Below are 13420 nucleotides of genomic sequence, written 5' to 3'. Positions count from 1 at the left end.
CCGCCACTACCAGCAAACGAGCCTTACCCCAGGTCTCCCAGCCGTGCCTGCAGCGCCGCGATCGCGGCCAGGCCGGCGGTTTCCGTGCGCAGGATGCGCGGGCCCAGCTGCAATCCCTGGAACCCGGCCGCCGCCAACTGGTCGCGGTCGCGCGGCGACCAACCGCCTTCCGGGCCGATGGCAATCACGATGCCGCCGGCGGGTGCGGCGTCCAGCGTCGACAGCCGATGCGCGCCCTGCGGGTCCAGTGTCAGCCGCAACGTATCGGCAGGCAGTGCCGCCGCAGCCTGCGCCAGTGACAGGGGCGGACCCACCGGTGGAATACGCGCACGCCCCGACTGGCCGCACGCCGAGGTCACCACGTTGTTCCAGTGCGCTACGCGCTTCTCGGCGCGTGCGGCGTCGAGCTTCACCTCGGTGCGTTCGGCGTTGACCGGAATGATCGCTGCGACGCCCAGTTCGGTGGCCTTCTGCAGGATCAGGTCCATCTTCTCGCCACGGGCGATGCCCTGCAGCAGGGTGATCGCCAACGGTGATTCGTTGTCCACCCTGTCCACTGCGTCGATGCGGACCTGAACCTCGCGCTTGCCGGCCACGGTGAGGGTGGCGCTGTAGTCATGGCCGTCGCCGTTGAACAGCACGCAGGTATCGCCTTCGCGCAGGCGCATCACCCGCACCAGATGGTTGGCGGTCTCTTCCGGCAGGGCCAGGGTCTGGCCGCTGTGCAGCGCCAGGTCGATGGGGCAGCGGGTCACGCGCATGCAATCGCCTCGTCAATCGCTGCCAGCGTGGTATGTGCCAGCAGCTCCAGTTGTTCGTCGTCCACGCAATAGGGTGGCATCCAGTACAGCACGTCGCCCAGCGGGCGCAGCACCACGCCACGCTTCAGCGCGGCCTTGTAGGCGTGCAGCCCCAGCCGCAGGCCCGGGTCGAACGGCGTCTGCCTGTTGCCGCCACGCGACAGCTCGAACGCCACCACCATGCCGGCCTGGCGCACATCGGCCACATGCGGGTGATCGGCAAACGGTGCCGCCAGCGTGCCCATCACCGAAGCAATCCCGCGATTGCGGGCGATCACATCGTCGTCGCGGAAGATGTCCAGCGTTGCCAGGGCGGCCGCGCAGGCCAGCGGATTGCCGGTGTAGCTGTGCGAATGCAGGAACGCACGCTCGCGCGAGTCATCAAGGAAGGCGTCGTACAGCGCCTGTGTCGCCAGCACCGCGGCCAGTGGCAGGAAGCCGCCGGTCAGGCCCTTGGACAGGCACATCAGGTCCGGCATCACTCCGGCCTGTTCGCAGGCGAACAGCGTGCCGGTGCGGCCGAAGCCGGTGGCGATCTCGTCAGCGATCATGAACGCACCGTGTGCATCGCACAGTTCGCGCACGCGCTGCAGGTAGACCGGGTCGTACATGCGCATGCCGCCCGCGCACTGCAGGCGTGGCTCCAGGATCACCGCGCAGATCTCGCCCGGGTGCTGGTCGAACAGCGTGGCCAGCCCGTCGGCGGCCTGGCGCGCACGGTCGGCGGGGTTCTGTCCCGGCTCGGCCAGATAGGCATCGGGCGAGGGCGCGAACAGGCCTTCGGCCAGCAGCGGCGCATAGACACGGCGGTACAGCGGGATGTCACCCAGCGCCAGGGCGCCCAGGGTCTCGCCGTGGTAGCCGTTCTCCAGCGAGATGAAGCGCGTGCGGCGGGACTCACCGCGGTTCTGGAAGTACTGGAAGGCCATTTTCAGCGCCACTTCCACGCCGGCTGAACCGTTGTCGGCGTAGAACACCTTGGCCAGCGGCTCGCGGCCGGGTTGGCGCGGCGCCAGTGCCAGCAGGCGCTCGGCCAGGATGATGGCCGGCTCGTGGCCGAATCCGGCCAGCATCACCTGTTCCAGTTGCCCGGCCTGGGCAGCGATGGCGCCGCCGATGCGCGGCTCGGCGTGGCCGAACAGGTTGGTCCACCAGCTGCTGACCGCGTCCAGGTAGCGATTGCCGTCGTGGTCGATCAGCCAGGCACCTTCGCCGCGGGCGATCGGCACCAGCGGCAGGGCGTGCGGATGCTCGCGCATCTGCGTGCACGGGTGCCACAGCACCTGCAGGTCGCGCTGCCGCCATTGGCGGGCCAGCGGGGAGGGGGTTGGGTCTGCTAGCATTTCGGGCTCATGAACATGTTGCTGCCTGCACATTCTATCGGCCCCGGCGCAGGCGCCGGCCGCCGCGGAGACTCCGCATGAACGATGACCGTGCCGGCCGTCGCTTGCCGATCATCCATCGGATCACCGATGAAGAGAACGGTCCCTTCCAGCGCCAGCATCTGGACCTGGAATTCTCCAACGGCGAGCACCGCCGCTTCGAGCGCCTGGTCAGCCGTGGCCATGGCGCGGTGGTGGTGGTGCCGATGCTCGACGAGGAGACCGTGCTGCTGGTACGTGAATACGCGGCCGGCATGCATCGCTATGAGCTGGGCCTGGTCAAGGGCCGGATCGACGCCGGCGAGACGCCCGAGCAGGCGGCCGACCGTGAGCTGAAGGAAGAGGCTGGCTACGGTGCGCGCCGGGTCGACGTGCTGCGCGCGATGACCCTGGCCCCGACCTACATGAGCCATCAGTCGTGGCTGGTGGTGGCACGCGATCTTTACCCGGAGAAGCTCCCCGGCGATGAGCCGGAAGAGCTGGAGGTCGTGCCGTGGAAGCTGGCCGAGCTGGACCAGCTGATGCTGCGCGAGGACTTCTCCGAGGGTCGCTCGCTGGCAGCGCTGTTCATCGCCCGCCAGTGGCTGCAGGGAGCGCGATGATCAAGCTGACCACGGACCTGCGCGAGACGGCCATCGCCATCGCCCAGGAAGCCGGACAGGCCATCATGCAGGTGTATGCCGGTGGCTTCGACGTGCGGATCAAGGATGACAACAGCCCGGTCACCGCGGCCGACCTGGCCGCCAACCAGGTGATCGAACAAGGCCTGCAGCAGCTGACCCCGGAGCTTCCGGTCCTGTCCGAGGAATCGGCGCAGGTGCCATGGGAGCAGCGTCGCCACTGGGGCGCGTACTGGCTGGTCGACCCGCTGGACGGCACCCGCGAGTTCGTCAAGCGCAACGGCGAGTTCAGCGTCAACATCGCCTTGATCTACCAGGGCGCGCCCGCCTTCGGCGTGGTACTGGCCCCGGTCACCGGCATCGTCTGGCATGCCATGCGTGGCGAGCTGGCCTACCGGCGCCAGGGCCTGCATGACACCGTGCTGCGCACGCGTACGCCGGCCACCGCGCCGCTGCGGGTCGCCGCCAGCCGCTCGCACCGCTCACCGCAGACCGAGGCGCTGCTGGCCCGCATGGGCCGCATCGAGACCATTGCCCAGGGCTCGTCGCTGAAGTTCTGCCGGATCGCCGAAGGCGGCCTGGACGTCTACCCGCGGCTCGGCCCGACCTCCGAATGGGATACCGCCGCCGGCCAGTGCGTGCTGCACGCCGCAGGCGGTGCGGTACTGTCGGCAGCGACCGGCAAGCCCTTCCGCTACAACCGCCGCGAAACCCTGTTGAACGGCGATTTCATTGCCCTTGGCGACACCAGCCTGCCGTGGCGCGACTGGTTGTCCGATTGACCCTGGAGGCCGCATGAGCGCGCATGACACCCCCACCCCGCGCAGCGCAGCCAGCACCGAGCTGGAGCGCCTGCTGTCGATCATGGCGCGCCTGCGCGATCCGCAGGGCGGCTGCCCGTGGGATCTGGAGCAGAACTTCGCGACCATCGCGCCGTACACCATCGAGGAAGCCTACGAGGTCGCCGATGCGATCGACCGTGGCGACCTCGACGATCTCTGTGACGAGCTGGGCGACCTGCTGCTGCAGGTGGTATTCCATGCGCGCATGGCCGAGGAGCAGGGCGCTTTCGCCTTTGCCGATGTCGCCCGCGCGATCAGCGACAAGATGCAGCGCCGCCATCCGCATGTGTTCGCCGACGTCAGCGTCGATGATGCCGACGGGGTGATGCGCAACTGGGAGGCGATCAAGCGCGCCGAGCGCGCCGCCAAGGGCGAGCAGGATACCTCCGCGCTGGCCGGCATCTCGCGCGGCCTGCCGGAATGGCAGCGGGCGGTGAAGCTGCAGTCGCGTGCGGCCAAGGTCGGTTTCGACTGGCCGGGCCCGCTGCCGGTGCTGGACAAGGCGGCCGAGGAGCTGAAGGAACTGCGCGAGGAGTTCGAGCGCGGTGACCTTACCGGCAACAAGGTGCGGCTGCAGGAAGAACTGGGCGACCTGCTGTTCGTCTGCGCCAACCTGGCCCGCCACGCCGAGATCGACCTGGGCGCCGCGCTGCGCGGGGCCAATCACAAGTTCGAGCGTCGCTTCCGTTCGATGGAAGCGCAGGCCGAAGCGCAGGGCAGCACGTTGGCGGCGATGGACCTGGATGCGCAGGAAGCCTTGTGGCAGCGCGCCAAGACGGCGGAAAAGGCGTGAAGACCCTCGCCCTGTTCCTGCTGACCGCGCTGGCCGAGATCGTGGGCTGTTACCTGCCCTGGTTGTGGCTGCGTAAGGGCGGGAGCATCTGGTTGCTGTTGCCGGCGGCGGCCAGCCTGGCCCTGTTCGCGTGGCTGCTGACCCTGCATCCGATCGCCAGCGGCCGCGTCTATGCCGCTTACGGTGGCGTCTACATCGGCACCGCGCTGTTCTGGCTGTGGCTGGTCGACGGCATCCGCCCCAGCCGCTGGGATCTGATCGGCGCAGCACTGTGCCTGGCCGGCATGGCGGTGATCATGTTCGGGCCGCGCACCCCCTCTGTGTAGCGTCGAGCGTGCTCGACTGCATCTGCGAGGGCCAGTCGAGCATGGCTTGACTCTACAAGGGCAGCGCCACCGGATCATGCACTGCCGCTTTCCCTCCCGGGAAGGCGCATGATGGGGCTGACCACGGCCCCCGGAGCACGTGCATGTCCCGATTCGCCAGCTTCCGCGAGTTCTATCCGTTCTACCTCAGCGAGCACCGCCATCCGGTGTCCCGCCGGCTGCACTTCATCGGCAGCTGTGGGGTGCTGCTGCTGATTGTGGCAGCCCTCCTGCGCGGGCAGCCGATGCTGCTGCTGGCCGCGCTGCTGTGCGGCTACGCCTTCGCCTGGATCGGCCATTTCTTCTTCGAGAAGAACCGCCCGGCCACCTTCCGGCATCCCCTGTATTCGTTCGTGGGTGACTGGGTGATGTTCGTGGACATCCTCCGCCGACGGGTTCCCTGGTAGCCCAGGCTGTGCATGCCGCCTTCACGCGCTATGCTGGGGCCTGGACGTCATAGATAAGGAAAGCGCGATGTTCCCCACCATGTTCTTTACCGTGGTACTGGCCTTCGTGGCCGTGGTCATTCTGTTCAAGGCAGTACGGATGGTGCCGCAGGGATACGAATGGACCGTCGAGCGCTTCGGGCGCTACACCCACACCATGACCCCTGGCCTGCACTTCCTGATCCCGATCGTCTACGGGGTGGGGCGCAAGGTGAACATGATGGAGCAGGTGCTGGACGTACCCAGCCAGGAAGTGATCACCAAGGACAACGCGGCCGTTCGCGTGGATGGCGTGGTGTTCTTCCAGGTACTGGATGCGGCCAAGGCCGCCTATGAGGTGGCCAACCTGGAAGTGGCGATGATCGCCCTGGTACAGACCAACATCCGTACCGTGATCGGTTCGATGGACCTGGACGAATCGCTGAGCCAGCGCGAGGTGATCAATGCGCAGCTGTTGAGCGTGGTTGACCATGCCACCAACCCCTGGGGCGTGAAGGTCAACCGCATCGAGATCCGCGACATCCAGCCACCGCGCGACCTGCTGGATGCGATGGCCCGGCAGATGAAGGCCGAGCGCGAGAAGCGCGCGCAGATCCTCGAGGCAGAAGGTTCGCGGCAGTCGGAGATCCTGCGCGCCGATGGCGAGAAGCAGGCTACCGTGCTGGAAGCCGAAGGTCGCCGCGAGGCCGCGTTCCGCGATGCCGAGGCGCGCGAACGCCTGGCCGAGGCCGAGGCCATGGCCACCAAGGTGGTGTCGGCAGCGATCGCTGAAGGCGACGTGCAGGCGATCAACTACTTCGTTGCGCAGAAGTACGTGGAGGCGTTCAAGGAACTGGCGAGTTCGCCGAACCAGAAGCTGGTGCTGATGCCGATGGAAGCCAGTGGCGTGATCGGTTCCATCGCCGGCGTGGCCGAGCTGGCCAAGCAGGCGCTGGCGTCCCAGGGCAATGCACCGGCGGGCAAGCGGCCCCCGCCGATCGGGGGCTGACATGCGTTGGGAAGTCGTAGGCTGGGGCGCACTGGCATTGCTGCTGTTTGCCGCCGAGGCACTGGCGCCAGGCGCGTTCATGTTGTGGATCGGCATCGGTGCGGCGGCCGTGTTCGTACTGGTTGCCGTGTTCAGTGGCATTCCCCTGTTGTGGCAGGTGGTGGCGTTCGTGCTGCTGAGCATTGTTTCGATCCAGTGCTACCGGCGCTGGGGCAGGGCAAGGGCGCGGCCCAGCGATGCGCCCTTGCTCAACCGCCGCGCCGAGCAGCTGGTCGGACGGGTGGTGCCGTTGCAGCAGGGCATCGTCGGCGGGCAGGGCCGGGTCAGCATCGACGACGCGTACTGGCAGGTCAGCGGCCCGGAACTGCAGGCCGGCAGCCTGGTGCGGGTGGTGGCGGTGCAGGGCAGCACGCTGCAGGTCGAGCCGGCAGACCGCCCCCTGTAGAGCCGCTGCGCTGCGGCACGCCTGCGGGCGACCGATCTGGGATAATGGGGATTCTTGTTTCCTCTGCTGCCGGACCCGGTCATGACCCAGAAGACGCTGCTCAACGATACCCACCGCGCCCTCGGCGCCAAGATGGTCGATTTCGGGGGTTGGGACATGCCCATCCACTACGGCTCGCAGCTCGACGAGCACCATCTGGTGCGTCGCGAGTCGGGTGTGTTCGACGTCAGCCACATGACCGTGGTCGACCTGCGCGGTGACCAGGTCAAGCCGTTCCTGCGCCGCCTGCTGGCCAACTCGGTCGACAAGCTGAAGGTGCCGGGCAAGGCGCTGTACTCGTGCATGCTGAATCCGCGCGGCGGCGTCATCGACGACCTGATCGTCTATTACCTCGGCGACGATTTCTTCCGCATGGTGGTCAACGCCTCCACCCGTGAGAAGGATCTGGCCTGGCTGCGCGAGCAGGCCGCGCCGTTCGGCGTCAGCGTCGAGCAGCGCCCGGACCTGGCCATCCTCGCCGTGCAGGGACCGCAGGCACGCGACATCGTGGCCGGCCTGGTCGGCGGCGCCGACCGCGACGCGCTGGCCAAGCTTGGACGTTTCGCTGCCCTGCAGGTCAAGGCCGACGATGGTGTCGAGCTGTTCGTCGCCCGCACCGGTTACACCGGCGAAGACGGCTTCGAGATCCTGCTGCCGCAGGATGCGGTGGTCGCGTTCTGGAACCGCCTGCTGGCCGCGGGCGTGAAGCCGGCGGGCCTCGGTGCCCGTGACACCCTGCGCCTGGAAGCCGGCATGAACCTGTACGGCCAGGACATGGACGAGGACATCAGCCCTTATGAAGCGGCACTGGCCTGGACCGTGTCGCTGGACGAAGGCCGCGACTTCATCGGCCGCGACGTGCTGGAAGCGCAGAAGGCTGCCGGCACCGCGCGGCAGATGATCGGCCTGGTGATGGACGAGAAGGGCGTGCTGCGCCACGGCCAGGCGGTGACCACCGCCAGCGGCCAGGGCGAGATCCTGTCCGGCACCTTCTCGCCAAGCCTGGCCAAGGGCATCGCGTTTGCCCGCGTGCCGGCCGGCGAACTCGGCGAGGTCACCGTCGATATCCGTGGCCGGCAGGTGCCGGTGCGCGTGGTCAAGTTCCCCTTCGTGCGCGAAGGCCAGGCCCAGCCCGGCGTGCTTGCCGACGCCTGATCCGAACGTGCCGGCCGTCACTGACAGCAGTGGCGGCCGGTTGGTTACACTAGCCCCGTTTTTTCCACCCCTGCATATCTCTGGAGCAGTCCCATGAGCGAGATCCCCGGCGACCTCAAGTTCCTCAAGTCCCATGAGTGGGCCCGTGTCGAAGGCAACGGCCGCGTCACCGTCGGTATTTCCGACCACGCCCAGGGCCTGCTCGGTGACCTGGTGTACGTCGAGCTGCCGGAAGTCGGCGCGACCGCCAAGGCCGGCGAGCAGATCGCCGTCGTCGAATCGGTCAAGGCCGCTTCGGACGTCTACAGCCCGATCAGCGGCAAGGTCGTCGAGGTCAACTCGGACCTGTCCGACAAGCCGGAAACCATCAACGAAGATGCCTACGGCGAAGGCTGGATGTTCGTGGTCGAACTGACCAACGCCGAAGAGCTCAACGAGCTGCTGGACCCGGACGCATACGCCGAAGCCCTGGAAAACGAAGACCACTGAGTCGTCGTTCCCGGGTTCGGACACGGCCACCTTCGGGTGGCCGTTTTTGTTTTGGCGAACGCGCCGGACTCATGACGCAGGGTTCGCTGCACACCCTCGACGCGGCATCAGCCGACCTGCGGGCGGTGCCGACGGGCGTGCGCAGTTTTGCGCAAATCCGCGTTTCCACCCTGCGTCGGCGCGTCCGGATGTGAAAACTTTTCGCCCCCCGTTGCGGTGCCGTTGTGCTGGCGTTGGCACTGGCGACGACCGCCGTTGGCGATGCGTGTCCGTCACTGCGAATCGCATCCGTGCATCTACGCGGAGTGCCTATTTCAAGTGTTTTTTGTTCAACGCATGCATTGCTGGTGTTGTCGCCAGCGTGCGTGCGTTGTGCTTTGAGGGTCGTTGCGAGCGGAGCGCAACGGCCGTGCAGGCGCCACCGGGAATGGCGCGGATGTGAAAATTTTTCGCGGGGGTTGTTGACAGTAAAAAAAACCGTGATTAGGTTTCGCCTCAGCAGACCTTGCCTGCCCAACCGAGTGCGCAGAATCAATCGTCCGATGCGAAGCAGCCCCTTCAAGACCACCGCGACCCTGATGACGGTGGACATGGCCCCGCTTCCCCCGGAGAAATGCAAGGCACCTCCCGTTCCGATGCCCGCTCCGCCGATCGAGGCGGGCATTGCCGCATCCGTAACGGCGCGCCTGACGCGCCGGCGGTCCCCGCACGCAGCACCTGCGGGTTTGATCCACCTGGGCGTTTCAACTCCCTATCACTGACGAGGAGCCATCCCATGGCAACCAAGAAAGCTGCGAAGAAGAAGCCCGCCGCCAAGAAAGCGGTGAAGAAGGTCGCGAAGAAGGCCGCTGCCAAGAAGGCAGTGAAGAAGGTCGCGAAGAAGGCGACCGCCAAGAAGGCAGTGAAGAAGGCTGCGAAGAAGGTCGCCAAGAAGACCACTGCGAAGAAGGCAGTGAAGAAGGCGGCGAAGAAGGTAGCCAAGAAGTCCACTGCCAAGAAGGCCGTCAAGAAGACCGCGAAGAAGGCCGTCAAGAAGGTAGCCAAGAAGGCCACCAAGAAGACTGCCAAGAAGGCCACTGCCCGCAAGCCGGCCAAGAAGGTCGCCAAGAAGGCAGTAAAGAAGACTGCAAAGAAGGCGGTGAAGAAGGCAGTCAAGAAGACCGCGAAGAAGGCGACCAAGAAGGCTGCCCCGAAGAAGGCAGCGAAGAAGGTTGCCAAGCGCAAGCCGGCCGCCCGCAAGAAGAAGGCCGCTCCGGTCGCTCTGCCGGCAACTCCGGCGCCGCTGATCTAAGTACTTCCCGATAGCCGCATCCTGAAACCCCTTCCCTGTTGCCCAGCAGGGAGGGGGTTTTTTTATGGGGGCTCGCCGGCGTGGGCAACGGTAGAGTCGGCTGTCAGTCGACTGCGTCACCGCACTTGTAGGGTCGAGCGTGCTCGACTCCACCGATCACCGGCAGGCGAGCACGGCTCGCTGCAGACGAACCAAAAGGGCGGCCCGCAGGCCGCCCCTCATACTTAAGGCACAGCTCGCCAGATCAGCGCGGCGACGCCACCGCACGGTTGCTCGAAGCACCCTTGCCCTTGCGCTTGTCCTGCTGCGCCGGGCTCGCGCCCTCGGCCATCAGGTTGTCGCTGCCGAAGTCGGTGTCCACGTCCAGCCAGCGCTGCGCTGGCAGGCCGAGCGCGGAATCGAGCACCGTCGGCAGCAGGCCGCTGGGCAGGCCGCTTTCGCCGTTCCACATGATGGCGATGCCGAGATCGCGTTCCGGTACCAGCGCGACCAGGCCGCGATAGCCCTGCACGGCACCGGCATGGAACACCACATCGTGGCCGGCGTAGTCGAAGGTGCGCCAGCCCAGTGCGTAGCCGGCCGAATGCAGGCGCTCGCGGCGCCAGCCCGAACGCATCTCGCCGGGGGTGTTGATCAGGCTGGAGTGCAGCGTGGCCAGCAGCGGTGCCGGCAGCACGTCCGGGCGATGGCCGGTGTGGGCCAGCAGCCACTGCGCCATGTCACTGGCGCTGGCATTGACGCCAGCGGCCGGGGCGACGCGGTAGTAGGTCGGCTTCGGCGTCAGCGATACCCAGCCGTTGCGGCTGCGCACGTGCGGACGCGCCCAGCGCGAGCTGGCCTGGATGCCGGCCAGGCCGAGGCTGGCATCGTTCATGCCCAGCGGCTTGAAGATGCGGCGTTCGACCGATTGTTCGTAGAAGCTGCCCGAGGCGGCATAGACCACGTCGCCGATCAGGCTGAAGGCCACGTTCTGGTACGCGTAGCAGTCGCCCGGCAGGCACTTCAGGCTGGTGTTGGCCAGCTTCTGGGTCAGCGCGTAGTACTCGGCGTTGCCTTCGATGTCGCGGTCGTAGGCGTTGTAGGGCAGGCCGACGCGATGGCTGAGCACGTCGGCGACGGTCAGGCGGTCGGTGGCCTCCGGTGAGTTCAGGCGGAAGCCCGGAACATAGTCGGTGACCTTGCTGTCCCAGCGCAGGGTGCCGTCGTTGACCAGCAGGCCGGCCATGGTGCCGGCGAATGCCTTGGACAGCGAGGCCAGGCGGAACACGGTATGCGCATCGACCGGCAGCGGGTTGTTGACGTCGGTGACGCCGTAGCCGCGCGCGCTGAGGATGCGGCCGCCCTGCACGATCGCCACTGCCATGCCCGGCACGCGCTCGCCATAGGTGAGCTGCTGTGCCATCGACTCGATGTTGGCGACGTTGAAGCCTGCGGCCGGGGCCTGCACCTGCGGCACCAGGCCGGTGCGGTAGGCCGCCGGCTGGGTGTGGGCGACGGCGGTGGCGGCGGTCGATTCGATGTTGGCCGGCATCGGTGGCAATGCCGGCGGGGTCTGCGCGGTGGTGGACAAGGCAACGGGCATCAACATGCCCAGCAAACCGGTGGCCGCCGAACGGATCGGACGGCGCAGGCTGTTCTTTTTCATCGGTTGGACCCGTGCGCGACTGCTGATGGCGATTCTAGCGCCGCTTTTCCCCTGTGCACAAACAAAGCGAAGATGAATGCGCATCTCGTTGAAAAAGTTGGAATTTTGACGCTCCAAATGCGTGTGTCGGAACGTGTCATCCGGACCTTCCGTAGACCTGGCCCCAACGTTCATCGGCGGTCGCCTGCTGGCGATGTTGCATTGCATTGGCTAACGTACGCGCTTCACTGCGCCCGGAGCCTGCGATGCCACTGTCCAACCGCCGTCTGTGGGCGAGGGACGCCGCGTGAGCGCGGCATCGGGCAAGGGGCCGCTGCGCGGACTGGTGGCGGCGCTGCGCGAGTCGCCGGCGCTGTGGTGGTCCTTCCTGTATTTCTTCTGCCTGCTCAGCGGTTACTACGTGCTGCGTCCGGTGCGCGAGGCGATGGCGGCCTCGGCAGACCTGGAGACGGTGTTCCCGCCGATCCTGATCGGCTGGTTCGACCGTCATGGGATCGCGCTGAAGGACTTCGTCCTGCAGTTCCTGTTCACCTGCGTGTTCGTGATCATGCTGGTGTTGCAGCCGGTGTACGGCTGGCTGGTCAGCCGTTTCCCGCGCCGGGTGTTCCTGCCGGCGGTGTATGGCTTCTTCATCGTCACCCTGCTGGGGTTCTACGCGCTGTTCGACAGCGGGGTACCTGGCCGGGGCATGGCCTTCTTCCTCTGGGTCATGGTGTTCAACCTGTTCGCGGTAGCGGTGTTCTGGAGCTTCATGGCCGACGTGTTCTCCAACGTGCAGGCGCGCGCGTACTACGGCTACATCGGCGCCGCCGGCACCGTCGGTGCCTTCCTCGGCCCCATCATCACCAGTGCGCTGGTGCAGCGCGTGGGTATCGCCAACCTCATGCTGGTCTCGGCCGGCTTCCTGCTGGTGTGCCTGCTGTGCATCTGGCGGCTGCGGCATTGGGCGGTACTGCGCGAACGCGAGCAGCAGCTGGTGTCGGGCGAGCAGCCGATGGGCGGCAGCGTGCTCGATGGCCTGAAGCTGATCGTGCGTGAGCCGTTGCTGCGCTGGCTGGCGGTCATGGTGGTGTTCGGGGTGGGCGTGGGTACGCTGCTGTACAACCAGCAGGCCAGCATCGTGCGCGCGGCCTTCACCGACCCGGCGGCCAGTACCGCGTTCTTCTCACGCATCGACCTGGCGGTGAACGCGCTGGCGCTGTTGATGCAGCTGGGCCTGACCCGCTGGCTGCTGTCACGCCATGGCATCGCGCCGGCGCTGCTGATCCCGGGCTTCGCGATCCTGATCGGCTTCTCGGTGCTGGCTGCCTCGCCGATGCCACTGATGGTTGCGGTGGTGCAGGTGATGACGCGCGCCAGCGAATTCGCGCTGGCCAAGCCGGCGCGCGAAACCATCTACACCCGCGTGGACCGCCAGTGGCGCTACAAGGCCGGCGCGGCGATCGACACGGTGGTTTACCGCGGTGCGGACCTGAGCTTCACCTGGGTGCACAAGGCGCTGTCGTTGTTTGGATCGCATGTGGTGTTCATCGGTGGCGTACTGGTTGCCGGCTTCATGACCCTGGCCGCGTTCGGCGTGCTGCGCGAAGAAAAGAAGCTGCCGCGCGACCGCTGAACCGGTCCGGCTTTTTCGAGGAGAGGAACGATGTTGATGATCGCGCTGTTGCTGACCGTACTGGTCGCGGTGCTGCACCTGTACTTCCTGGTGCTGGAGATGTTCCTGTGGACCCGCCCGCTGGGCCTGAAGACTTTCCGCAATACGCCGGAGAAGGCCGAGACCACGCGGGTACTGGCGGCCAACCAGGGCCTCTACAACGGCTTCCTGGCGGCGGGGATCGTGATGGGGCTGGTGATCGATCAGCCGGTGCTGGTGACGTTCTCGCTGGCCTGCGTGGTGGTGGCGGGGTGCTATGGCGCGTACAGCGTGAGCCGTCGCATTTTCATGATCCAGGCGGTGCCGGCGATTCTGGCGTTGGTTGTTCGCGCGGTGGTGTGAGTTTCCGGCCAACGGCGCAGCCCCTCGTGGTTGGACGCTGAAAGCGGTTTATCGGTTGGGCCGGAGGGGTGAAGCCGGGCGGGGACGCCGTGAACCCATCCCTGGGGGCTTAGCCGCGCCATCC

The 13420-nt window shown here is 66.7% G+C and carries 15 protein-coding genes; 12 read left to right on the top strand and 3 right to left on the bottom strand.

What is annotated here, in order from left to right:
- Nucleotides 1-23: 23 nt before the first annotated feature.
- Nucleotides 24-761, bottom strand: coding sequence for a 16S rRNA (uracil(1498)-N(3))-methyltransferase (locus QRO93_RS19545; RefSeq protein ID WP_053450544.1), 738 nt, complete (start codon nucleotides 759-761; stop codon nucleotides 24-26).
- Nucleotides 752-2143 (bottom strand): adenosylmethionine--8-amino-7-oxononanoate transaminase, encoded by a 1392-nt coding sequence (gene bioA / locus QRO93_RS19540; protein ID WP_285304329.1) that lies wholly within the window; start codon nucleotides 2141-2143, stop codon nucleotides 752-754. Before bioA ends, QRO93_RS19545 begins: the two co-directional genes overlap by 10 nt.
- A gap of 77 nt (nucleotides 2144-2220) precedes the next feature.
- Here bioA and nudE point away from each other — a divergent pair, with 77 nt between their 5' ends.
- From nudE to QRO93_RS19490, 10 genes are all read left to right on the top strand, one after another.
- A complete protein-coding gene (nudE, locus tag QRO93_RS19535; RefSeq protein ID WP_006464605.1) occupies nucleotides 2221-2784 on the top strand; it encodes an ADP compounds hydrolase NudE in 564 nt (187 codons plus the stop codon).
- Nucleotides 2781-3584, top strand: a complete 804-nt coding sequence (gene cysQ, locus QRO93_RS19530; RefSeq protein WP_053450542.1) for a 3'(2'),5'-bisphosphate nucleotidase CysQ — start codon at nucleotides 2781-2783, stop codon at nucleotides 3582-3584. The genes nudE and cysQ overlap by 4 nt, the downstream gene beginning before the upstream one ends.
- Before the next feature lie 13 nt (nucleotides 3585-3597).
- Nucleotides 3598-4437, top strand: coding sequence for a nucleoside triphosphate pyrophosphohydrolase (gene mazG, locus QRO93_RS19525; RefSeq protein WP_180879308.1), 840 nt, complete (start codon nucleotides 3598-3600; stop codon nucleotides 4435-4437).
- Nucleotides 4434-4763, top strand: a complete 330-nt coding sequence (locus QRO93_RS19520) for a YnfA family protein (protein ID WP_180879307.1) — start codon at nucleotides 4434-4436, stop codon at nucleotides 4761-4763. Before mazG ends, QRO93_RS19520 begins: the two co-directional genes overlap by 4 nt.
- 143 nt (nucleotides 4764-4906) lie before the next feature.
- On the top strand, nucleotides 4907-5209 hold the full coding sequence (locus QRO93_RS19515; protein WP_180879306.1) for a DUF962 domain-containing protein: 303 nt from the start codon (nucleotides 4907-4909) through the stop codon (nucleotides 5207-5209).
- A 67-nt stretch (nucleotides 5210-5276) separates the two neighbouring features.
- Complete coding sequence (locus QRO93_RS19510) at nucleotides 5277-6236, top strand: SPFH domain-containing protein (protein WP_008268117.1); 960 nt, start codon at nucleotides 5277-5279, stop codon at nucleotides 6234-6236.
- A gap of 1 nt (nucleotide 6237) precedes the next feature.
- Complete coding sequence (locus QRO93_RS19505) at nucleotides 6238-6681, top strand: NfeD family protein (protein WP_053450539.1); 444 nt, start codon at nucleotides 6238-6240, stop codon at nucleotides 6679-6681.
- 81 nt (nucleotides 6682-6762) lie between these two features.
- Nucleotides 6763-7875: a glycine cleavage system aminomethyltransferase GcvT gene (gcvT, locus tag QRO93_RS19500; RefSeq protein WP_180879305.1), complete on the top strand. Its 1113-nt coding sequence runs from the start codon at nucleotides 6763-6765 to the stop codon at nucleotides 7873-7875.
- Between the two features lie 93 nt (nucleotides 7876-7968).
- Nucleotides 7969-8364: a glycine cleavage system protein GcvH gene (gene gcvH / locus QRO93_RS19495; protein ID WP_053450537.1), complete on the top strand. Its 396-nt coding sequence runs from the start codon at nucleotides 7969-7971 to the stop codon at nucleotides 8362-8364.
- 775 nt (nucleotides 8365-9139) lie between these two features.
- Nucleotides 9140-9655 carry a hypothetical protein gene (locus tag QRO93_RS19490; RefSeq protein ID WP_053450536.1) on the top strand — a complete coding sequence of 172 codons (516 nt, stop codon included), beginning with the start codon at nucleotides 9140-9142 and terminating at the stop codon, nucleotides 9653-9655.
- Between the two features lie 244 nt (nucleotides 9656-9899).
- Here the strand turns inward: QRO93_RS19490 and QRO93_RS19485 are convergent, their stop codons facing one another.
- Nucleotides 9900-11300, bottom strand: a complete 1401-nt coding sequence (locus QRO93_RS19485; protein ID WP_053511032.1) for a serine hydrolase — start codon at nucleotides 11298-11300, stop codon at nucleotides 9900-9902.
- A gap of 286 nt (nucleotides 11301-11586) precedes the next feature.
- Between QRO93_RS19485 and QRO93_RS19480 the strand changes: the two genes are divergently transcribed.
- Together QRO93_RS19480 and QRO93_RS19475 are read left to right on the top strand one after the other, a co-directional pair.
- Nucleotides 11587-12915: an NTP/NDP exchange transporter gene (locus QRO93_RS19480; RefSeq protein WP_180879303.1), complete on the top strand. Its 1329-nt coding sequence runs from the start codon at nucleotides 11587-11589 to the stop codon at nucleotides 12913-12915.
- Nucleotides 12916-12945: 30 nt separating this feature from the next.
- Nucleotides 12946-13296 carry a DUF1304 domain-containing protein gene (locus QRO93_RS19475; RefSeq protein WP_053450535.1) on the top strand — a complete coding sequence of 117 codons (351 nt, stop codon included), beginning with the start codon at nucleotides 12946-12948 and terminating at the stop codon, nucleotides 13294-13296.
- The last annotated feature ends 124 nt before the right edge of the window (nucleotides 13297-13420 follow it).

Origin of the sequence: Stenotrophomonas maltophilia group sp. Smal17 (assembly GCF_030237045.1) — a bacterium.
GTDB lineage: Bacteria > Pseudomonadota > Gammaproteobacteria > Xanthomonadales > Xanthomonadaceae > Stenotrophomonas > Stenotrophomonas forensis.
The sequence above is the reverse complement of the archived record's forward strand: the minus strand, read 5'-3'. Positions and strand labels throughout refer to the sequence as shown.